The organism is Ruegeria sp. L11, assembly GCF_056531755.1.
Genome location: NZ_JBQFMI010000004.1, coordinates 1 through 20,627 on the forward strand (window position 1 = coordinate 1; position 20,627 = coordinate 20,627).

General features: G+C 58.5%; 20 protein-coding genes and 1 tRNA gene. 15 read left to right on the plus strand and 6 right to left on the minus strand.

Features of this window, described 5'->3' with window-relative positions:
• From ACR0CE_RS09860 to ACR0CE_RS09880, 5 genes are all read left to right on the plus strand, one after another.
• The coding region (locus ACR0CE_RS09860; protein ID WP_480486824.1) for a hypothetical protein at positions 1-183 on the plus strand (183 nt) is incomplete at its 5' end.
• Between the two features lie 347 nt (positions 184-530).
• Entirely contained in the window at positions 531-1,280 is a 750-nt protein-coding gene (locus ACR0CE_RS09865; RefSeq protein ID WP_480832166.1) for a 5-oxoprolinase subunit B family protein, read from the plus strand.
• Positions 1,277-2,275, plus strand: coding sequence for a 5-oxoprolinase subunit C family protein (locus ACR0CE_RS09870; RefSeq protein ID WP_480832168.1), 999 nt, complete (start codon positions 1,277-1,279; stop codon positions 2,273-2,275). The genes ACR0CE_RS09865 and ACR0CE_RS09870 overlap by 4 nt, the downstream gene beginning before the upstream one ends.
• 12 nt (positions 2,276-2,287) lie before the next feature.
• The gene (locus ACR0CE_RS09875; protein ID WP_480486819.1) at positions 2,288-3,049 is read left to right on the plus strand and encodes a LamB/YcsF family protein; all 762 of its coding nucleotides are present in this window, start codon (positions 2,288-2,290) and stop codon (positions 3,047-3,049) included.
• Between the two features lie 150 nt (positions 3,050-3,199).
• On the plus strand, positions 3,200-4,447 hold the full coding sequence (locus ACR0CE_RS09880) for a hypothetical protein (protein WP_480558937.1): 1,248 nt from the start codon (positions 3,200-3,202) through the stop codon (positions 4,445-4,447).
• A gap of 56 nt (positions 4,448-4,503) precedes the next feature.
• Here ACR0CE_RS09880 and ACR0CE_RS09885 read toward each other — a convergent pair whose 3' ends face one another.
• The gene (locus tag ACR0CE_RS09885) at positions 4,504-5,898 is read right to left on the minus strand and encodes a D-alanyl-D-alanine carboxypeptidase family protein (RefSeq protein ID WP_480832434.1); all 1,395 of its coding nucleotides are present in this window, start codon (positions 5,896-5,898) and stop codon (positions 4,504-4,506) included.
• Between the two features lie 279 nt (positions 5,899-6,177).
• On the minus strand, positions 6,178-6,879 hold the full coding sequence (locus ACR0CE_RS09890; protein ID WP_480832171.1) for an HAD family hydrolase: 702 nt from the start codon (positions 6,877-6,879) through the stop codon (positions 6,178-6,180).
• A gap of 93 nt (positions 6,880-6,972) precedes the next feature.
• On the opposite strand from ACR0CE_RS09890, the gene clpS reads away from it, so the two are divergent.
• From clpS to hemF, 4 genes are read left to right on the plus strand one after another with little or no spacing between them, the layout of a single operon-like run.
• Entirely contained in the window at positions 6,973-7,314 is a 342-nt protein-coding gene (gene clpS / locus ACR0CE_RS09895; RefSeq protein ID WP_209507827.1) for an ATP-dependent Clp protease adapter ClpS, read from the plus strand.
• A gap of 44 nt (positions 7,315-7,358) precedes the next feature.
• Positions 7,359-8,324 (plus strand): class I SAM-dependent methyltransferase, encoded by a 966-nt coding sequence (locus ACR0CE_RS09900; RefSeq protein WP_480483343.1) that lies wholly within the window; start codon positions 7,359-7,361, stop codon positions 8,322-8,324.
• A 37-nt stretch (positions 8,325-8,361) separates the two neighbouring features.
• Positions 8,362-9,162, plus strand: coding sequence for an SDR family NAD(P)-dependent oxidoreductase (locus ACR0CE_RS09905; RefSeq protein ID WP_480483341.1), 801 nt, complete (start codon positions 8,362-8,364; stop codon positions 9,160-9,162).
• Positions 9,163-9,167: 5 nt separating this feature from the next.
• Positions 9,168-10,052, plus strand: coding sequence for an oxygen-dependent coproporphyrinogen oxidase (gene hemF / locus ACR0CE_RS09910; RefSeq protein WP_480483339.1), 885 nt, complete (start codon positions 9,168-9,170; stop codon positions 10,050-10,052).
• Positions 10,053-10,055: 3 nt separating this feature from the next.
• On the opposite strand, the gene ACR0CE_RS09915 is transcribed toward hemF, so the two are convergent.
• Positions 10,056-10,505, minus strand: a complete 450-nt coding sequence (locus ACR0CE_RS09915; protein WP_480832173.1) for a hypothetical protein — start codon at positions 10,503-10,505, stop codon at positions 10,056-10,058.
• A 141-nt stretch (positions 10,506-10,646) separates the two neighbouring features.
• Here ACR0CE_RS09915 and ACR0CE_RS09920 point away from each other — a divergent pair, with 141 nt between their 5' ends.
• Together ACR0CE_RS09920 and ACR0CE_RS09925 are read left to right on the plus strand one after the other, a co-directional pair.
• A complete protein-coding gene (locus ACR0CE_RS09920; protein ID WP_480832175.1) occupies positions 10,647-11,159 on the plus strand; it encodes a toxin-activating lysine-acyltransferase in 513 nt (170 codons plus the stop codon).
• A 39-nt stretch (positions 11,160-11,198) separates the two neighbouring features.
• Complete coding sequence (locus tag ACR0CE_RS09925; RefSeq protein ID WP_480832176.1) at positions 11,199-12,086, plus strand: Hint domain-containing protein; 888 nt, start codon at positions 11,199-11,201, stop codon at positions 12,084-12,086.
• 2 nt (positions 12,087-12,088) lie between these two features.
• On the opposite strand, the gene modC is transcribed toward ACR0CE_RS09925, so the two are convergent.
• From modC to modA, 3 genes are read right to left on the minus strand one after another with little or no spacing between them, the layout of a single operon-like run.
• Positions 12,089-13,189 (minus strand): molybdenum ABC transporter ATP-binding protein, encoded by a 1,101-nt coding sequence (modC, locus tag ACR0CE_RS09930; RefSeq protein ID WP_480832178.1) that lies wholly within the window; start codon positions 13,187-13,189, stop codon positions 12,089-12,091.
• On the minus strand, positions 13,186-13,878 hold the full coding sequence (modB, locus tag ACR0CE_RS09935) for a molybdate ABC transporter permease subunit (protein WP_480832436.1): 693 nt from the start codon (positions 13,876-13,878) through the stop codon (positions 13,186-13,188). The genes modC and modB overlap by 4 nt, the downstream gene beginning before the upstream one ends.
• 5 nt (positions 13,879-13,883) lie before the next feature.
• Complete coding sequence (gene modA / locus ACR0CE_RS09940) at positions 13,884-14,663, minus strand: molybdate ABC transporter substrate-binding protein (RefSeq protein WP_480832180.1); 780 nt, start codon at positions 14,661-14,663, stop codon at positions 13,884-13,886.
• Between the two features lie 243 nt (positions 14,664-14,906).
• On the opposite strand from modA, the gene ACR0CE_RS09945 reads away from it, so the two are divergent.
• From ACR0CE_RS09945 to ACR0CE_RS09960, 4 genes are all read left to right on the plus strand, one after another.
• Positions 14,907-14,982 (plus strand) — tRNA-Val (locus ACR0CE_RS09945).
• A gap of 146 nt (positions 14,983-15,128) precedes the next feature.
• A complete protein-coding gene (locus ACR0CE_RS09950; protein WP_480832182.1) occupies positions 15,129-18,725 on the plus strand; it encodes an adenylate/guanylate cyclase domain-containing protein in 3,597 nt (1,198 codons plus the stop codon).
• A 26-nt stretch (positions 18,726-18,751) separates the two neighbouring features.
• On the plus strand, positions 18,752-19,009 hold the full coding sequence (locus ACR0CE_RS09955; RefSeq protein WP_209504668.1) for a DUF4242 domain-containing protein: 258 nt from the start codon (positions 18,752-18,754) through the stop codon (positions 19,007-19,009).
• 103 nt (positions 19,010-19,112) lie between these two features.
• Entirely contained in the window at positions 19,113-20,528 is a 1,416-nt protein-coding gene (locus ACR0CE_RS09960; protein WP_480832184.1) for an FAD-binding oxidoreductase, read from the plus strand.
• The last annotated feature ends 99 nt before the right edge of the window (positions 20,529-20,627 follow it).

Genomic DNA, 20,627 nt, shown 5'->3' on the forward strand with positions numbered 1-20,627 from the left:
AACCTCAACCTCAGATGCCCACCGTCTCTCCGGTGCGTCTCAACCGTCTTTCCAGTCCGTCAGGCCAACCTCAGTTGCGCCGGTGAAGGGGGTTCTAAGTATTACTCTCAAAACCCGCAAGCGGAAAATGACGTTATTGGTCTTTTTTTTGAATTTTCTTTGTTTATTGTTTTACTTCAATAGCTTACGTTCATTCAAAATTGACCTCCACCCTCCTGTCCGGGTACTTTTGGGCACGATCTGACTGGCAAGCCCCATAAGACAAAATGGGCCGACACAAGATATAGAGACTCCGCGATTTCAAGATACAAGTCAGGGCGACTCGAAACGGGAAAACGAGTCGGAACTGCGGCCAGAATCCGGTCAAAAACCTCTCACCCCCGCCGGACGCCTAATACTGCGGGTCGCTCCCTGCCGGGATGTGGACGGAACAGGCACAATGTCCGCTATTGAACGCCCTGTCTTGCGCATCCCCTAAAGATGCGGTCAGGTTCCACCAATTCACTCTTCGATCCGAAAGCAGATCAGCAATGGCGCGCAACATTCAGTTTCCTTTGGTCAGAACCGTCGGATTTGACGGCGCGCTGGTGACCTTTTCGGATAGGATGACCAACACCGCGAACCGGGCAGCGCTGGCGTTTCGGTCTGAAGTCGATCGTCTGCACTGGGATGAGGTGACCGAGTCGTCAGCCTCCCTGGGCTCGGCCTTTGTTCGGTTCGACACGCAGCGCATCTCTCATCAGAAAATGCTGCAAAAGCTTCGGGATCTGGTTGACCAGAAAGACTGGTACACTACACCCCTGCCCGCAGGTCGCAGGTTGTGGCGCGTTCCGACAGTTTACGGGACCGACCTTGCCCCCCAGCTTGACGATGCCGCCGCTGCTGCCGGCCTGTCGCCGGAAGAAGCAATACGTCGGCTTGGACAGTCCCGCGTGCGGGTTCTGACCATCGGCTTCGCTCCGGGGCAGCCTTATCTTGGGCCTCTGGGACCCGAATTCAACATTCCCCGGCTGCAAAGCCTGACCCCGATGGTGCCGGAAGGGGCTTTGGTTCTGGCGATCTCGCAATTTGTTCTGTTTTCCGGGCCGACGCCAACCGGGTGGCGGCATATCGGGCAGACCGCCTTTCGGTGTTTCCGTCCCGAAAGGGTCGAGGCCTTTACCCTTAGACCTGGCGATGAACTGTTGTTCGAGCCCGTTTCCCGCGACGTTCTGGAACACATCAGAGCCAACAACGAGGACGGCACAGGCGGCGCAACCTGTGAGGAGATTGCGCCATGAGCCTGATCGTCCACCGGATTGGCCCGGCCTGCACCATTCAGGATCAGGGGCGCACAGGCTATCTGGATCAAGGGCTGTCCCGGTCCGGGGCCGCAGACATTCTGGCCTTGCACGAAGGGGCGGCGTTGCTGGATCAGAGCCCAAACCTTGCGGCGCTGGAAATGGCCGGGATGGGGGGCGAGTTCGAGGCGACGCATAACACACGCATCGCCCTGACTGGCGCACGAATGCAGGCCAGCATTGATGGCAGCCCTGTCGCCTGGAACGCCTCGCACCAACTGAGCGCCGGGCAAAGGCTGGTCATCGGGGCGACGCTGGTTGGAAACTATGGCTATCTGCATCTGGGCGGCGGCATCGATGCCGAGATTTTTCTGGGGTCCCGCTCTACCCATCTGACAGCGCGGATTGGCCGTGCGCTGCAGCAGGGAGACAGGCTGACCTGTGGACCGGATGCAGGCAACAGCGGGATGAAACTGGCTGCTGTCGAGCGGTTTTCGGGCGGGGTGCTGCATGTGGTTGCCAGTTTTCAGACACCTTTGTTTGACGGCGCGACGCTTGAACGGTTTGCCCAAACCAATTTCCGGCGCGGCGCACGCGCCAACCGGATGGGCATGCAGGTAGATAGCGACGGCGATGGCTTTGCCGCCTCGGGCCAGCTGAACATCTTGTCCGAGGTGATCACCCCCGGCGATATCCAGATGACCGGCACTGGCGACCCGTTCATCCTGTTGCCGGAATGTCAGACCACGGGCGGGTACCCTCGTATCGCGACCGTTCTGCCATGCGATATGTCCCGCGCGGCACAGACACCCGCAGGCGGCGACATCCGGTTCGAATTTGTCAGCATGGAACAAGCAGAAGAAATGCACAAAGCGTTCCTGTCAGACCTTGCGCGCCTGCCCTCAAAAGTCGAGGCACTGGTGCGTGATCCCCATGACATACCGGACCTGTTGTCCTACCAATTGATCGGCGGAGTGATCTCTGCCACCGACTAAGGAGATGTGCCAATGCCAAGCGTCGATCTGAATGCCGATTTGGGGGAAAGTTTTGGCCCCTGGAAAATGGGCGATGACGAAAGCCTGCTGAAAATCATCACCTCGGCCAACATCGCTTGTGGGTTTCATGCCGGTGATCCGGATGTGATGGCATCAACGATGAAACTGGCGGCCGAAAACGACGTAGGCATCGGCGCGCATCCCGGCTTTCCCGATCTGCAGGGGTTTGGCCGGCGGAACATGAAGTTGCCCCATGACAACCTGCGCAATCTGGTCCGGTATCAGCTGGGGGCCGCAATCGGCATGGCCACCGCAGTTGGTACCAAGGTACGGCACCTGAAACTGCACGGGGCGCTGGCCAATATGTGTTCAGCCGATATCAATATGGCGCGCGCCTGTTATCAGGGTGCACTGGATGTTGATCCCGATATCATCGTCATGGTGCTGGCCGCGACAAAACAGGAAGAGGCCGTGCGTGAACTTGGGTGCAATTGGGTGGGCGAGATTTTCGCCGACCGTGCATATAACGACGACGGAACACTGGTTGATCGCAGCCTGCCCGGCGCCGTCATCCACGACGCCGACGTCGCCGGACCTCGCATCCTGAACATGGTCCGCGAAGGTGCGATCATCACCGAAAGCGGCAAGCGGCTGGAAACGTCCATCGACACAATCTGCCTGCACGGCGACGGCCCGACCGCGGTTCAAATCGCCCGCTCGGTTCGCGACAACCTGATCGGAGGCGGTGTCGAGGTCACAAAATTCACCCGCTGACCATCATGCGTTAACGTCGGCAACCCAATTTCACGACTGTTGCCCGTACAGGTCTCAGCGCCTAGCATGACGGGCAAGCACATGTTCTGAAACCTACAATTTCAAACGATAGCTCGCCCCGGTTGGGGTGTCGCGCAAGGAGGTAGTCGAATGTCCTTTGATCTGATGTCCTATCAACCCCGGGGCGACAAGAAGAACTCGGACTTCTTCGCGGAATACCTTCCGAAAATCTACGAGCGCCGGACAAGCTCGGGAATTGCCGATCAGGTCGGGCCAATGCGCGCGATCTGTATGCAGGTCGAAACCGGCGCGCTGTTCGATACGCTGGTCGAACTTTACGTGATGACACCCTATCGCCACACTGCCAGCTATCTGGGGCAGACCCACAAATTTTCGGTCCTGCATTCGCATCCCGATTATCCCGCGCTGATCGTGATGGCCCCGCTCAGCCCCGGTTTCGAAGACTTCATCCCCCGCATCAATCGCATGTACCCGCTGGCCCGCAATACGCCGCAAACGCGGTATGTTGGCGAGATTTTCGGCGCCTGTGATCTGAAGGCGCTGACCGGGACGCTTGAGGATCAGAATATCCGCTTCGAATATGCGGGAGACACAGAAAACCCGTTCTACACATTGGACGGCTTCCGCTTTACGACCCCGTCCGATTTCACCTGTAACCGGGTCGGGTATTCGACACTTGATTTCAACGACACAGACAGCCTGGGCCTTGGTGATCGTGTGTTATTGAGCGACGCGGAACAAGCGCGGCTGGATCAGGCAGCCGCGTTCGGATCGGACAGCAAAATAGCGCCCTTGATGCTGGGCATCGATCATCTGGCGACGCGCGTGCTGGCGGGTGAGCGCGAGGATGCGATCCTCGAATTCCTGACCATGGTGCCCTACTATTTCTGGGGGGCTTACAACATCTTCGACATGAACTCGTCCACCAATGTGAACCGCAACGCCAATGTGGACGATGACAAGAAATCTCCGGCCAAGGTTTTCACCGCCAACAACACGCCGTCCTTCGTCAACTCATTCGCCAAGCTGCCGATGCCGACCGAGGATTTTGTGCGCAATTTTGGCCGTCGCCTGCATCACATGGCCGTCGAGATCAAGGATGGCGACCATGGTGCCGGGGAAAAGAATGTCGACTTTGTCGTGAACACGCTTAAAGACAAGGGCGTGCCGTTCCTGGCCCATGTGGTGGGCGAATGCAAAGACGACCCGAACCTGAAACAGATCTTCTCGAAACACTCGAAGAACACGCTGCTGATCACTGAATATATCGAACGGTGTCACAAGTATGACGGGTTCTTCACCAAGGACAATGTCGCCGCCCTGACCGCCGCCGCGGGACAGGACGAACAATATCAGCACGGTCACGTCTTCGATTAAAAAAAGGGCCGCGGATGACCGCAGCCCAGACCCAACAGGAGAGAATATGCCGGACCTTATGATGGCCCGATCATGAAACAGGTGACATTGCGGGCTTGCAGACGGCGACACGCCAAATCGGCCTGTTCCCGCGTCATGCCCTGGAATGTCGCATCAAAGCCGCGCGAGCTCTGACTGACCTTGCGCAGACTGCCATCCAGCGTGGTCATTTCCGACAGCGCCGTTTTCAGCAGAATCTTCTCGGCCTCATATCGTGTGGCGTAGCGGCCCACATTTACCCCCCACAGATGTCCACCGGACGAGGACAGGCGGGTAATCACTTCCTGCTCGGGCTCTGGTGGGCTGGCGGGTTCGGTCGAGGCCAGCACCAGATTGTCCGGGCGCAGCGCCGGGCGGGTGTCGGATGTTTCAACCGGCGGGGCGGTTGGGGCAACATCCGCTTCGGCAATCGCCGCGGCAATACCGCTGCTGATACGGTCGCTGTTCTGGTCCGCCACGACCGCGACCGCACTTGCAACCTGTGTTGTGGCACTCGGGCGCCCAAGCGGGCGCAGGCTGGATTTCGGTGCTCCGCTCAGCGCTGCAACTTGGGTATCGCCCCCCAGCCCGACATTGCCCGCATAGACCGGGCGCTCAGGTTTGCGGATAGGTGCACGAGACGGGGCACGGCGAAACCCCAAATCCAGCAATTCCGCAACCTTGGCGTTCCGCGACGCCCCGGATTTACCGCCAAAGACAGTTGCGATGATGCGCTCATCCTTGCGTTTGGCCGACGCCACGAGGTTGAATCCCGCCGCACGTGTGTATCCGGTCTTTATTCCGTCCGCACCTTTATAGGCCGCCAGTAGGCGGCGGTTGGTGTTGGGAACAGTCTTGATACCGGCATCCGTCGATTGGCGCGAGAACAGGTTATAATACTGCGGGTAATCATACAGCAGATGCCGTCCCAGCGTTGTCATGTCACGCGCGCTGGACAGGTGCCCTGCCTCAGTCAGACCATGCGCATTCTTGAAGGTCGTGCGGCTCATGCCCATCGCTTTGGCGGTTCGGGTCATACGGCGGGCAAAGGCCGCTTCCGAGCCACTGATGGCAATGCCGATCGCCGTGGCCGCGTCGTTGGCCGATTTTACCGCAGCGGCGCGGATCAGATAGCGGAACGCAATCGTCTGGCCCGCGCGCAGGCCCAGCTTCGACGGGGGCTCGGCCGCCGCCTTCTGGGTAATCCGAACGGGTGTGTCCAGTGTGATCTCGCCGTTTCGCACCGCCTCAAACGCGATGTAGAGCGTCATCATCTTGGTCAGCGAGGCCGGGTGCAGCCGCGCATCCGCATTTCGTGAATGCAGCACCTCGCCAGTTCGGGCGTCGATCACCATAGCTGCGTAAGGCGCCGCCATGGACCTGAGCGGCGCAAACGCCAGCACACATAGCAACGCTATAAGGAAAAAGCCCATTCGGGCCGGAACTGTCCGCCGAATCTGCACGATCTTTGCCTCTGTCTGCCTCGCGCTGCCGGGTTTTCCCGGTCAGCAAAAATTATTTTATTGTCCCCAAGGCTATCACAGCGACCCAATGAAATAAACCGAAAGCTGAGGTTTTCGCAGTTTCGATTTGCTTCTGGACTGAGGCTATATCTTGCGAAATTCCCCCTCAGAACCACCAAATGCGCGAAAAAGGCGAAACTGCGTCAGGATGCGGCAGGGTTAATGTGAAACTGAGGCGAAAAGGCAACATCACTTCAGGTTGCCCAGCAGATCTGTCAGATCGCCCAAATCTCTCAACTCGCGGAATCGGGGGCTGTCGACAGGGGCTTCGGCATGTTCCACCTCCCAGACCAGACCGTGGGGCACGTAGACACCCCAGCACCCGGCCTGAATCGGGGCAACGACATCTGACCGCATGGAATTGCCGACCATCATTGCGGCAGTCGGGCCATCACCATGACGGTCGAATACGAACCGATAGGTTTCGGGGGTCTTTTCGGAAACGATTTCCACACCATCGAACAGATCACCCAGCCCGGACTGGGCCAGTTTGCGCTCCTGATCGATCAGATCACCCTTGGTGATCAGAATGACCCGATACGCATCGGCAACGCCTTCGACGGCCTCGCGGGCATGGGGTAACAGCTCTATCGGATGGGCCAGCATCTCTTGCCCCGCTTCGATCAGCTGCCGGATGACCCAGGCCGGAACGCGGCTTTCGGTAACTTCGATCGCCGTTTCGATCATCGACAGAACAAATCCTTTGATGCCGTACCCATAGCGCTGAATGTTGCGTTTTTCTGCCGCAAGAAGTCGCTCCATCAGGTGATCACGATTGGCATGATCGGCCAAGAGTTCAGCAAAACGAGCCTGCGTCAGCTGAAAAAACCGTTCGTTATGCCAAAGGGTGTCGTCTGCATCGAACCCGATTGTCGTCAGCTTGGTCGTCATCCTGTTTACGTCCGCTTGCTCTTTTCACCGGCCATGCACACGTTATATAAGCGCCAAGATAAACCCCAAGCCTGAATCGGACAGTTGCACACGATGCTTGAATTGACCTGGATGATGTCTGACAAGCCGGACGACGACAGTGACGCGTCCGTCCTGGTACAGACACGCCCAAAAACCAAGCGTCCGCCTTTATACAAGGTCCTGTTGCTGAACGACGATTATACACCGATGGAGTTTGTGGTGCATGTGCTTGAACGCTTCTTCGGCATGACCCATGCGCAGGCGTTCGAGATCATGCTGACCGTTCACAAGAAAGGCGTGGCCGTAGTCGGTGTTTTCAGCCACGAAATTGCCGAGACCAAAGTTGGTCAGGTGATGGATTTTGCCCGCAGGCACCAGCACCCTTTGCAATGCACAATGGAACGCGAAGAGTAAGGCCTTTGGCCTGACGCGCGCGCCTCTCTCAGCCGGAATTGCCCATGTCCCCTCGTCTGGAACTTGCCCTGCAAAACGGCCTGACGCTGTCCCCCCCTCTTAGCGTGATCTGCCCCACGCCCGACCATGATCTGTCTGCGCTGGCGGGCGGCGCACAAGTTGTGCAGCCCTTCAAACCATTTCACGACCATTTCGCCGCGCAGGGTTTTGAAACGGTGCCCGACGCAGATGGCCCCTGTCAGGACGCCATTGTCTTTCTGCCCCGCGCCAAGGCACTGGCCCGGTCGCTCATTCATCAGGCCTGTGCGCGGGCGAGCGGCCTGGTTGTCGTCGACGGTGCCAAGACGGACGGTGTGGACAGCATATTGAAGGATGTGCGCAAGCGGGTTCCGGTCGAGGGACCGCTTTCCAAAGCACATGGCAAGATTTTCTGGTTTCAGGCCGATGATCAGGCCTTTGCGGACTGGGCCGCGCCGAAACATCAGATGGTTGACGGATACCACACAGCGCCGGGTGTGTTTTCAGCGGACGGGATTGATCCTGCCTCAGCCCTGTTGCTGAAGACTCTGCCTGACCGGCTTGGTCCCTGCGTGGCGGATCTGGGGGCGGGATGGGGGTATCTGTCTGCGGAAATCCTGAAGCGCTGCGGGATAACCTCGCTGCATCTGGTCGAAGCTGACCATGCGGCCCTGACCTGCTCGCGGCTTAATGTCACTCAATCCCAGGCGCATTTCCACTGGAGCGATGCCGTATCCTGGACCGCCCCGGAACCTATCGACACCGTTGTGATGAACCCGCCATTCCACACGTCTCGCAGCGCGGATCCCGCCTTGGGGCAAGGGTTTATAACCTCCGCCGCCCGCAATCTGACACGCAACGGAACCCTTTGGATGGTCGCCAACCGGCACCTTCCTTACGAAGCTACACTGAACGAACATTTCGCTCAGGTCGGTGAAATTGCCGGCGACAACCGGTTCAAGGTATTCCAGGCCTCTCGCCCTCGGCGTTAAGGCCCGTTAACCTGCGCCCCAATTCAGGAGGATTCGGATGTCCTTTTCCATCGCTGGCAAGACAGCAATCGTAACGGGCGGGGCCAGTGGCATCGGCCTGGCCATCGGGCGGCATTTCGCGGATGCGGGCGCAAATGTCATGTTTGCCGACATAGATGAAAAACGCCTGATCGACGAGCTTGGAGAACAGGCCGAAGGCAGCAATATCCGGTACTTTGCGGGCGATCTGCGCGAAAAGCTGACCATAGCCAACCTGTTATCTGCGACGCTGGATGCGTTCGACCAGGTGGATATTCTGGTCAACGGCGCACGGCAAGTGATCCCGTCTGATCCGCTGGATCCGGATGACGATTCGATGCGCACCCTGCTGAACCAGAACCTGATGCCCGCCTTGCGGCTCAGCCAGTTGGTCGCAAATCGCATGATCAAACAGGCCGACGGCGATGTCGAAAACCCGGCGGGGACGATCATCAACCTGTCCTCGATCGCGGCCCGGCGGACCCACCCCGATCTGATGGCCTATTCCGTTTCGACCGCTGCACTGGATCAGCTGACCCGGTCCCTTGCGGTTGCGCTGGCTCCGAAACGGATCCGCGTCAACTCGATCGCGCTGGGTTCGGTCATGAGCGCATCGCTACAATCGACCCTCAAGGACAATCGCGACTACCGCGTCGATATCGAAAAGCACACGCCCCTGGCCCGTATCGCCTCGGCCACGGAACTGACGGAAACCGCGCAATATCTTGCGTCTGATGCAGCTGGTTTCGTCACCGGGCAGATCCTGACAATCGATGGTGGCCGTACCCTGCTTGACCCGGTCGCAGCCCCTGCACATTAAGACCCATGTTCGAAACAGAAAAATCTACCGCCTCCGCCTGGTTTCGCCAATTGCGCGATGACATCGTTGCAGCGTTCGAAGCCCTTGAAGACAGCCACACCGACGGGCCGTTTGCCGATGCCGCACCCGGTCGGTTCGAGGTCAAGGAAACCAAACGCCAGTCGAACGATGGGTCAGACGCGGGCGGCGGGCTGATGTCGGTCATGCGCGGCGGGCGTGTGTTTGAAAAGGTCGGTGTCAATGTCTCGACTGTCTACGGCACGCTGGGCGAACGTGCGCAACAAGCGATGGCGGCGCGCAAAGGCATCCCCGGAATGACCGAAGACCCGCGCTTCTGGGCGTCGGGTATCAGCCTTGTGGCCCATATGCAGAACCCCCATGCCCCGGCGGTCCACATGAATACACGCATGTTCTGGACACCCCATGCCTGGTGGTTCGGTGGCGGCTCGGACCTCAACCCCTGCATCGAGTATGACGAGGACACCGCGCATTTCCATGCCACGCAAAAGGCGCATCTGGACCCGCACGGACCCGCCCATTACCCGCGCCTCAAGGAATGGGCTGACGAGTATTTCTATATCCCTCACCGCAAACGCGCGCGTGGCGTCGGCGGGATCTTCATGGACGACTATTGCACCGGTGACTGGCAGGCGGATTTTGCCCTGACACAGGATATTGGCAGGGCCTTTCTGCCCGCCTTCCTTCCCTTGGTTGAAAAGCGCCGCGTTCAGAACTTCTCAGAAGCGGACAAGACCACCCAACTGGTGCATCGCGGCCTTTATGCGGAATACAACCTAGTCTATGACCGGGGCACAAAATTCGGTCTGGAAACCGGGCATGACCCGGATGCCGTTCTGATGAGCCTGCCTCCGATGGCAAAATGGGTCTGACGATCAGAACGGGTCCGTGATGAAATTGTCGTAGCAATAGTTCTGCGCCGACACCGCCGACATGTTTGCTCCGACTTTCTTGACCGTGATCGAATAGCCGGGTTTCGTATCGGCCCCCGGCGGCGGAGTCATGGAAAACTGCACCGTTCGCACGCCGGGTTCATACGCCCGCCAGATATAGATCCTCTGCGAGTTCGGAACGCCCAGTGTGCGAATGGCATAATCTCCGATCCCGCACCAATAATTGACCGGCGCGGATGAACCGACAGCCTTTACTTCGTAAACCCCGTCCGGCAAGGGCGTGATCTCGGTTCGGAACTGCGGCCGGACTGACAGGCCGAACCCAACGGCCCCGGCCACCGCAGGCGTCATAACAAGTGTGGCAGCGATGAATGGCTTGAGAAAACGCATGATCCAGATATCCCGAAACAATGGCACCAATACCGATAGCATAACCACGACACCCTGCGAGTTAAAGTGGGGCAAACCAGCTGCGCCGGCACAGTTATCCGGGGAAATTCCACTATTCATATCGCCGGAAACAAGTACACTACCCCAAAGAATTAATAACGCATCAAACTGTCGGCAGTTCCGTTGAACAAGAGTTTTCCAAAAGACTGGTTCGATTTCCCACCCGAGAAATATGCGGATCTGGGGGCGATGTTCTATCTCGCGGGTCTGACAAAAACGCACCAGAAACGTAACCTTGCGCAAGTTCTTTATGCGTTCGAAACCCCGTTCCGCCTGGGCCAATACCAGATCTTCAGGCAAAATGGCTTTCCCCGCGGATTTGTCACTTTTGCCGGTCTCAGCCCCGACGCCGAATATCGCTATGCGGTGAAAGAAAATCCGCTGATGGAAAAGGATTTTACCAGCGGGTCCTCCTTCTGGATCATCGACCTTGTCGCGCCGTTTGGACAGACCAGCCAGATTGTTGATATCCTCAAGCAAGAGATCCCGCATCCGCGCGTGCGCACCAACCGAATGGACAGCGACATGACACGCAACCGGATTGTCGAATGGACGCGGGACGCAGCAGGCGAGGTTCATTTGCGCCTGTACCGAAAGAAGGAATTTGAACGGGTGTTGCAACAAGGCGAGGTCTAGTTGGTTTCAGTTCCGATCACAGGTGAATTGACCGGCAACGTGACCGGGTCCCCACCCAATGTGGCGATGGGGCAACCCACGCTGAACAACGGAAACTTTACACCGCTCACCCAAACCTGGACAATTGCGACACCCCCTGCCAATGGTACAGCCACGATCGACCCAAATACCGGTGAGTGGACCTATACGGTCGATCCGACGTTTTTCGACAGCCTCGACAATGGTGAAGTTGTTTTTGATTCCTTCTTCATCAGTGTCTCGGGAACAACGCAAGCCGGTCCGATTACACTTCCGTTTACCGGCTCTCCGGACCCGGTAGAGGTGGTCATCCGGATCGAAGGCGTGTGTTTCGTAGCCGGAACCCTGATCGAGGCCGAAAACGGCCCCCGCGCCATCGAGACCCTAAAGGTCGGGGACAAGGTGGCGACAGCCGACCACGGGTTGCAACCTGTTCGCTGGATCGAAAGCAGCACGATCCCACCCGACCGATTACGCGACGAACCCGCAATGTGGCCCGTTCGCATCTCGGCAGGCAGTCTGGGACCCAACACACCCTCGCGGGATCTGCTGGTGTCTCAGCAGCACCGTATTCTGGTGAAAGGCCCCCGGGTCGAACTACTTTTCGGAACCACCGAAGCGCTGGTTGCCGCCAAGCACCTGTGCAGATGGCCCGGAATAGGGCTCGATACCTCGGTTGAAACGGTCGAGTATCTGCACATCCTGCTGGATCGGCACGAAATCCTCTCGGCGGATGGGGCACAGGCGGAAAGCCTGTTTCTGGGGGAAGAGGCGCTACATACCCTTTCATCCGACGCGCTTCAGGAACTGGCCGCAATATTTCCCGACCGTCCCTCCTCCGGCCATCAGGGGTTTGGGCGCGCCGCGCGCCTTATCCTGCTGGAACACGAAGCCCGCGCACTTGCCTGAGGTCAGGTGCCGGTCCCGATGCGGCCACCGACATTCTGCGGGGCCAGTGCAACCGTCTTGATCACGGCATGGCATGTGCTGCCGGGCTGCAAGTTCAACGCCGCCACCGACCGGCGCGTGACCCGCGCCAGAACATTACCCGCTGGGGTCCTGACCGACACAATCGCGCCGGGACCTTCGCCCGACCGGATCGAGTCGACCGTCCCGCTGAGCACGTTCAATGCCGACAGACCTTCGGGTTTTTGGACGGACAGGATCACCTCCTGCGCCGGAATGCGAATTCGCAGATGGGCGCCGACCTCCTGCCCGATACGTGGCAGAAACAGACGCGCGCCATTTGCGTTCAGCTCGGTCAACCCGTCGGCGTGGTGCTTCAGCACCTGCACCTCCAGCACGGCCCCGACCGCGCGCACACCTGCAGGCGCTACGGACGGGTCGGACAGAACCTCGGACGCGGGGCCATGGCGGACGACCCTGCCATCCTGCAAAGCGACAACCGATGTGGCCAGACGGGCCACCTCGTCGGCTGAGTGGGTCACATACAGGATCGGGACAGATACCTCATCCCTGAGACGCTCGAAATAGGGCAGGATCTCCGCCTTGCGGGCCTCGTCCAGCGCCGCAAGCGGTTCATCCGCAAGGATCAGCCGCGGGCTGGCCAGCAACGCCCTGCCTATCGACACGCGCTGTTTTTCGCCCCCTGACAACCCGGCTGGACGGCGATTCAGAAGGTGGCCGATCCCCAGCATCTCGATGACCTTTTCCGGGTCTTCCCGCCGCGCGCTTTTGGGGGCGAACCACCGGCCATAGGCAAGGTTCTGGCGCACGGTCAGATGCGGGAACAACCGCCCCTCCTGAAAAATATAGCCCAACCGCCGCCGGTGCGGTGGCAGCCAATGCCCGCGTTCGGTGTCAAACAACACCCAGTCATCCACGGCCACCCTGCCCGCGCGCGGCCGCAGCAATCCGGCCACCGCGTTGACAATCGTGGTCTTGCCCGACCCGGAACGCCCAAACAGCACGGTCACACCGGGTGGCGCGTCAAAACTGACCTCCAGATCGATCCCCGGCAGCTGATGATGCAAGCGAACGGACAGGCTCATGATCCGGCCACCCGCGCGGCAGCGCGCCGTCCCACATATTCCGACAGCAGTAACGCGCCCATGGCGATGACGATCGAGATCAGGACCAGCCGCGTTGCAGCAGCCTCGCCCCCCGGCACCTGCAAAAAGGCGTATACAGCCGATGGCAATGTCTGCGTCTGCCCCGGAATATTCGACACGAATGTAATCGTGGCCCCAAACTCACCCATGGCCTTGGCAAAGGCCAGAATGGCCCCGGCGATGACACCGGGCAGGATCATCGGCAAGGTCACGGTCAGAAACACCATAGGCCGCGACGCCCCCAGCGTCGCCCCAGCCTGTTCCAGCTTCGGGTCCACCGCCTCGATCGACAGACGTATCGCCCGGACCATCAGCGGAAACGCCATGATACCAGCGGCCAGCGCGGCCCCAGTCCAGCGAAAGGCAACCACAATGCCGAACTCGGCCAAGAACCGCCCCAACGGCCCCTGAATGCCGAAGGTCAGCAACAGCAGATACCCCGTCACAACCGGCGGCAGGATCAAAGGCAAATGCACCAGACCATTCAAAACCTGCCACCCGGGGAACCGCCAGCGGGCCAGAATGTAGGCAACAAAAATGCCAAACGGCAAGGTCGCCAGCGTCGCCCAGAAAGACACGCGCAGCGACAGCTTCAGCGCTTCAACTTCGGCGGGACCCAACCACTCCAACGCGATCACCCGCCCGGCAGGGAAAATCCCTGCTCCTGAAAAATAACCATAGCAGCATCGCTGTGCAGATGATCCAGAAAAGCCCGCGCCGCACCTGTGGCATTACCTGTCATCGCCGCCGGATAGATGATCGGAGGGTGCAGGTCGGTCGGAAAACTGGCCACAACACTGACCCGCTGTTCCGCCTGCGCATCCGATCGATAGACGATCCCCAGAGGCGCGGCACCGGTTGCCACAAGGGCCAGCGCAGCGCGCACATTATCGGTTTGCGCCACACGCTCCTGCACCGCCTCCCACTGGTTCAACCCCTGCAAAGACGCCTTGCCGTAGATACCGGCGGGCACCGCATCGACCAGCGCCATGGCCAGAAAGCCTTCGCCCAGCTCGGCCCTGAGGTCATGAACCGTCCGAATGTCACCCAGATCAGGACGCCCCGCAGCGCCGATCAGAACCAGACTGTTGCCCAGCAAATCCGACCGTGTCTCTGGCCACAACAAGCCCTGCTGTTCCAGAAAATCCATCCAGTCGGCATTGGCCGAGATGAACACGTCCGCAGGCGCACCCTGCTGAATCTGCCGCGCCAGTACCGAAGACGCCGCGTAAGACACGGTGACATCCTGCCCCGTCCGCTCTGTGTATTCCGTTGCGATTTCGTCCAAAGCGGTCTTGAGACTGGCCGCGGCGAAAACCAAAACCCCTTCTGCCCCGGCCCGGACCGGAGCCAGCACAAATGCGCCAAGGACCAGTGCCACCATCCAGATACGGCAGGCGAAGGGTAGGATCATGTGTGCTCCCGACCGGAAAGTTGCAGTCTCTTCGGGCATATCGGAGGCCATAGGGCGCTTGCAAGCGCCTTTGATCTTTTCCAGACCACACGCCTGAAACCCACGCAGACCTGCCTCATAAGCCCATGCTCACCGAGGCTGGCGTTGTTGAGGGCGGCATTTCCTATCCGCAACCCATCGCGGAATAAAAATCTCACAGACCCTCTTGCGCCCGCCCGCTGGCTTGGCTACATGCAGCGTCACGGGTGATTAGCTCAGTTGGTAGAGCGCTTCGTTTACACCGAAGATGTCGGGAGTTCGAGTCTCTCATCACCCACCATCCTTTCCCCACAATGTATCAAGGTCTTACGTGACTGGCACATTTTGCTGTGCTGCGCGTGAAACTGCGTCCGCTGCGCATTGATCGCCCGGCTGAATAAATAGCGTTTTCTTGATTAGTGACGCGTATCTCAGCATGATCCGGATATGTCGGTTGAAATGGACACGTGGCTGAACGACCTCGGATTGGGTCAGTACGCAAGTGCCTTTGCGGAAAACGACATTGATGCGCGGGTTTTGCCATTGCTGACAGGCGACGACCTGAAAGAGCTTGGGGTAAGCCTTGGTCACCGAAAGATCATCCTTGCGGCGGTTCAGGATTTGGTTGGCTCTGGGCGCCTGTCTTCATCAGCGCCAGCCGCAGGGGAGCCAACCAGCGAGAAAACTCAGCCATCCTCCGTTGATGATGTGCATGGCGAAGCTGCACCAGCGAAGAAGCCCATCGCACCTGCGGCTGAGCGGCGTCATCTGACAGTCTTGTTCGCGGATCTGGTCGGCTCGACAGAGCTGACCAACCGTTTTGATCCCGAAGACATGCGGGATCTGCTACAGAACTATCAAGATACCGTCGCGGGGGCAGTGAGCAGGTATGGTGGCTATGTCGCGAAATATCTTGGCGACGGTCTTCTTGTGTTTTTCGGCTGGCCAACAGCCTACGAAGATCACGCCATTCGCGCGATAAAGGCGGGGCTTGAGTGCGTCCGTCGGGTTGAAGAGCTCAACACCCCTGACGGCGAGCGTTTGTCGGCCAGACTGGGTATTGCCAGCGGCGATGTCGTGGTCGGTGACACGATCGGCGAAAACTCTTACGAAGAAGGTGCCATGACTGGGCCGGCGGTCAATCTGGCGGCGCGGATACAGGAACACGCCCTGCCGAACTCGGTGGTTTTGTCTGCGGAAGAAACCGAAGCCACCTTGCACCGGATATTCGAGTTCGAGACCCTTGGACCAACTCAGCTGAAAGGGTTCAAGGACCCTCGGACCTTGTTGAAGGTCGTATCGGAACGCAGCGCGGAAAGCCGCTTTCGCGCGTCGTATAAGGATGACGCCAGCAGCACCATGATCGGCCGGGATTACGAAAAGGGGATCCTGTTGCAATCGTGGCAGCGCGCCCAAAGCGGTCATGGTGAGGTCGTTCTGCTGTCGGGTGAGGCGGGAATAGGAAAATCGCGCCTGACTGAGGGGTTTCTTGCAGATGTCACGGCAACCGGGCAGGCCGACGTGATAAGGCTGAACTGCTCTCCTTATCTGACCAGCAGCCCCTTTCATCCCGTCACCCAGCGAATTTCACAGGATGCGGGCGTTGAACCGGATTTTGACGACAATCAAATTCTGGAACATGTCAGGAAGCTGCTGGAAGGCCGGGAAGGTCTGGACTGGGAACAGGTTCTGCCTGTCTTTGCAGCGCTGGTTGCGCCGCGCAGTGCGCCGGCTCGTGAAGTTCTCGAGATGTCGCCGCAAGAGCAACGCGACATAACGATCCAAACCCTTATCCATACGGTGCAGGTCCGGGCCGGCGTGCGCCCGGTTATTCTGTGTGTTGAGGATGCACATTGGATCGATCCCTCGACGCAAGCCCTGCTGGAGCGGTTCAAGGCGATTTGCACCGATCTTCCCCTGATGATTTTGATGACCCACAGACCTGGGTGGGACCTGGCCCGCGATGACGGGGACACGCATGTTCAAACACTCCTGTTGCGCCGGTTCGGTTCTGCTGATGTCTCGGATCTGGTCCGCAATATCACCGGCAAGGACCCTGACGATGCCTTGATCGCGACGATCATCGAAAAAACGGACGGCGTGCCCCTGTTTGTCGAAGAATTGACCCAAGCAATCGTAAATGCTGATGAGCAGGGACAAGTCCACATACCATCGTCGCTGAAGGGCGCCTTGATGGCGCGGCTTGATGCAGTTTCGCCCGAGGCCAAACAGGTTGCGTTGACGGGGTCCGTCATTGGGCGGGAATTTGAACCAGACTTGGCAAAGGCCGCGATGGGGCTGGAACGCGCGGATATCAATCTTCGCCTCGAAGAATTGTCGCGAACGGGATTGATCTTTGAAAGCGGAAACAACCGCGGGCATTTCGTGTTTCGCCATGCCCTTATCCGCGATACGGCGTATCAATCCATGTTAAGTTCTACCCGCAGGCAGCAACATTCAGATGTTGCCCGAGCACTGATCGCGATGCGATCAGCTGAAATCGAACGCCGACCCGAGCTGGTGGCCCGCCATCTGTCAGAAGCAGAAGAATGGCGCGCCGCATTCGACAAATGGGAAGCTGCGGCGGAAATGGCGTTGGCCCGGTCAGCCAGCCAGGAAGCGATGGCCAATGCACTGGAAACACTCAGGGCTGCGGAAAAACTTGGCTCTGAAATCAGTGCGGAGATGGTCAGGGGCAAAATTCTTGTCGGACGCAGCCATGACAGCCAGGGCCGGTTGCCTGAGGCGATGGAAGTTCTGAAAAGTGCATCTAAAGCTGCCCGGAAACTCCATGACGTGGAGCTGGCAGCCGATGCAGCCAATCATTTTGCTGACTCGTGCATGATGACAAGCACGCGACATCACGAGGCCATTGACCTTTGTGACAAGGCGCTGAAAGACCTGTCTGACAGTGACGAAGTCAGGCGGTGCCGGTTGATGAGCCAACTTGCAAGGGCGTATATGTTTGTCGGCCAGTTTTCCGAGGGTACGCGCTTTGGTCAGCAATCCATGGAACTGGCGGCGAAACTTGGGGATCATAAATCCCAGTTTTCGGTAATGATGATGCATTTTGGGGCACCCTTCGTTGCGCGCAACGGGCGAGAGGCGCGCCATTGGCGTGAAAATCTGGACGCCATGCATCGGGTGGCAGAAAAGCTTGGCACCATAGACCAAGGCCGCGACCGGACGCTCAGCCTGTTTGTCGGCGCTGAAATGGCCGACCGTGACCTGATGGACAACTCGCTCGAGTTGCTGACAGCGATTTCAGAAAAGGACAATCATCTGCAACTCTATTGGGTTCAGAAACACGCACGCGCCATGGTTGCAATCATGGAAGGCGACTTTGTTCAGGCTGAAAAGCACGCCACCGAAGCAGTCAAGATCGGCCGAAAAACGCACGGCGAACATGTCGAGGGCGTTTTCGGCGTTCAGATGTTCACCATCCGCCGCGAGCAGAACCGCCTGCACGAGGTCGCGCCTGTGATCAAGAAACTGATGACCGACAGCCCCGAAGACATCTCGTGGAAGCCGGGTTTTGGCCTTATCGCAGCCGAACTGGGGTACACGGAACCAGCCGGAAAAATACTGAATGAAATGGCGGAAAACGGCTTCGACCTGCCGCCAGATGCCATGTATTCAACAACACTGTCCTATCTTGCCGACATCTGCGTGGCAGTCGGGCATCCGGATCATGCCCAGACGCTTTACGGTATGCTGCAACCCTACGAGGACCTGACGATCACCGCAGGGGCAACCACAGTCTGCACAGGTGCCGCAGCCCGACGCTTGGGGAGCCTGGCAACGGTGCTGAAAGACTGGGAAATTGCCGGCAAGATGTTCCAAAAAGCCATCGAGATTGACACGCGGATGAATTGCCCACCTTGGATTGCGCATTCCAAGGCAGCGTATGCATCAGCACTCAGACAACAGGGCCGCCCCAGCGATTTGGAACTGGCGTTTCAACTGGAAGGGGAAGCGTTGGCAATATCACAGAAATTGAGTATGGTTTCCCTTAAGTCAAAGCTCGAAGGGGTAGCCAGTTAAGGTCCGGAAAATGCTTGGGGGGCATAATGCCACGATACATCATTGAACGAAATTTTGCGGAACAGCTGAATATCAGCGACAACGACAAAATTCACATCAAAGAAATCAACGACGAAGTCGGCATTGAATGGATCTTTTCCTTCCTCAGCGCAGATAAGCGCAAAACATACTGCCTTTACGAAGCCCCGGATGAAGAAAGCCTGCGAAAAGCGGCCGAACGTCTGAACATTCCAGCCGATGTCATTACGCCGGTAGATCGGATCGATCCGGGAATATTTGCCTGACGACCAGCTTTCCCCCACAACCAAGTATCCCCTTCTCAGGGCAATAACAAATTCACGAGGCAGCCGTGCGCGAAACCTTTCCTGAAACAAGGGAGGCCTAAGCATGTTTGACCTGAAAGCACTCGACGGACGTATCGCGACTGTGGATCAAGGCGATTTGGACGCGCTTGACACTTCACTGCGCGGTGGGGTCTACCTGCCGGGAACCCCGGAATACGAAGAAGCCAGGATTACCTGGAACAGCATGTTCGAGCGTTTCCCCGCCTTCGTGATCCGTGCGATGGGGGCGAGCGACGTCCAGAAGGCAATAAACTTCGTCCGACAAGCAGGCCTCATGATGACCGTTCGATCAGGTGGGCACCAGATTGCAGGGCACGCCGTCGCGGACGAGGCCGTCATGCTGGACCTGTCCCAGATGCGTTCGGTTCACGTGGACCCTGCCCGCAAAACTGTCCGCGTTGCACCCGGTGCGTTGCTTGGAGACGTTGATCGCGAAACACAGGCCCATGGTCTTGTCGTCCCCACAGGCATCAATTCGACCACCGGCATCGCCGGGCTGACCCTGGGCGGCGGTTTCGGCTGGACGACCCGGAAATTCGGCATGACAATCGACAACCTTCTGTCGGCAGAAGTCGTCACAGCGGATGGCGCGATTGTCACCGCATCATCCACGAGCCACCCGGAACTTTTCTGGGCCATTCGTGGTGGTGGCGGAAACTTTGGTGTCGTTACCTCATTCGAATTCCAGTTGCATGATCTTGGGCCGGATGTCCTGTCCGGCCTGATCGTGCACCCGATCGAGCGGGCACCAGAATTGCTTTCCGAATTTGTGGCCATTGCGGACACGTCCCCCGATGAGCTCACCGTCTGGAGCGTGATGCGAAAGGCGCCGCCGCTCCCGTTCCTGCCGGAAGAGTGGCACGGGCGCGAGGTGCTGATTTTCGCAGCGTGCTATAGCGGCCCGATGGATGAAGGTGAAAAAGCGATGTCGGCCTTGCGCGCGCTGGGTGAGCCGATTGTGGATGTCATTTCACCGCACAGATTCGTGGACTGGCAAGCGGCTTTTGATCCCCTGTTGTCGCCGGGCGTCCGCAACTATTGGAAAAGTCATGACTTCAACACGCTGCCCCCGGCCGCCATCACGGACCTGCTGGGCGCGATTTCCACTCTGCCTGATCCCGCTTGCGAGGTTTTCATTGCTCATGTCGGTGGCGCGATGGCCCGTGTTGAGCCTGCTTCTACCGCCTACCCGCAAAGATCTGCGCATTTCATCATGAATGTCCACACGCGATGGGAAGACCCTGACAAGGATGACACCTGCATCGGTTGGGCACGCCAGCTGTACGAACAGATGAAACCATACTCAACAGGCAGTGCATATGTGAACTTCATGCCTGAAGACCAATCCGATCACATGAAAGGCGCTTATGGTGTGAACGGCGAAAAGCTGTCCAAGATCAAAGGAAAGTACGATCCCACCAACTTGTTCAGGATGAACCACAATATTCTACCAACGTAAGACAACCAGAGTGGCAATTCCCGAACTGCATTGATGTTGGGACCGCTGTCTTAGCACCACTCAATTTATCTCGCTGTTCGGCTATCGCGCCAGGCCGTT

Coding starts and splice junctions, on each gene's coding strand:
- ACR0CE_RS09865 (WP_480832166.1), top strand. CDS start 531: ATGGCGCGCAACATTCAGTTTCCTTTGGTCAGAACCGTCGGATTTGAC.
- ACR0CE_RS09870 (WP_480832168.1), top strand. CDS start 1,277: ATGAGCCTGATCGTCCACCGGATTGGCCCGGCCTGCACCATTCAGGAT.
- ACR0CE_RS09875 (WP_480486819.1), top strand. CDS start 2,288: ATGCCAAGCGTCGATCTGAATGCCGATTTGGGGGAAAGTTTTGGCCCC.
- ACR0CE_RS09880 (WP_480558937.1), top strand. CDS start 3,200: ATGTCCTTTGATCTGATGTCCTATCAACCCCGGGGCGACAAGAAGAAC.
- ACR0CE_RS09885 (WP_480832434.1), bottom strand. CDS start 5,898: ATGGGCTTTTTCCTTATAGCGTTGCTATGTGTGCTGGCGTTTGCGCCG.
- ACR0CE_RS09890 (WP_480832171.1), bottom strand. CDS start 6,879: ATGACGACCAAGCTGACGACAATCGGGTTCGATGCAGACGACACCCTT.
- clpS (WP_209507827.1), top strand. CDS start 6,973: ATGCTTGAATTGACCTGGATGATGTCTGACAAGCCGGACGACGACAGT.
- ACR0CE_RS09900 (WP_480483343.1), top strand. CDS start 7,359: ATGTCCCCTCGTCTGGAACTTGCCCTGCAAAACGGCCTGACGCTGTCC.
- ACR0CE_RS09905 (WP_480483341.1), top strand. CDS start 8,362: ATGTCCTTTTCCATCGCTGGCAAGACAGCAATCGTAACGGGCGGGGCC.
- hemF (WP_480483339.1), top strand. CDS start 9,168: ATGTTCGAAACAGAAAAATCTACCGCCTCCGCCTGGTTTCGCCAATTG.
- ACR0CE_RS09915 (WP_480832173.1), bottom strand. CDS start 10,505: ATGCTATCGGTATTGGTGCCATTGTTTCGGGATATCTGGATCATGCGT.
- modC (WP_480832178.1), bottom strand. CDS start 13,189: ATGAGCCTGTCCGTTCGCTTGCATCATCAGCTGCCGGGGATCGATCTG.
- modA (WP_480832180.1), bottom strand. CDS start 14,663: ATGATCCTACCCTTCGCCTGCCGTATCTGGATGGTGGCACTGGTCCTT.
- ACR0CE_RS09950 (WP_480832182.1), top strand. CDS start 15,129: ATGTCGGTTGAAATGGACACGTGGCTGAACGACCTCGGATTGGGTCAG.
- ACR0CE_RS09955 (WP_209504668.1), top strand. CDS start 18,752: ATGCCACGATACATCATTGAACGAAATTTTGCGGAACAGCTGAATATC.
- ACR0CE_RS09960 (WP_480832184.1), top strand. CDS start 19,113: ATGTTTGACCTGAAAGCACTCGACGGACGTATCGCGACTGTGGATCAA.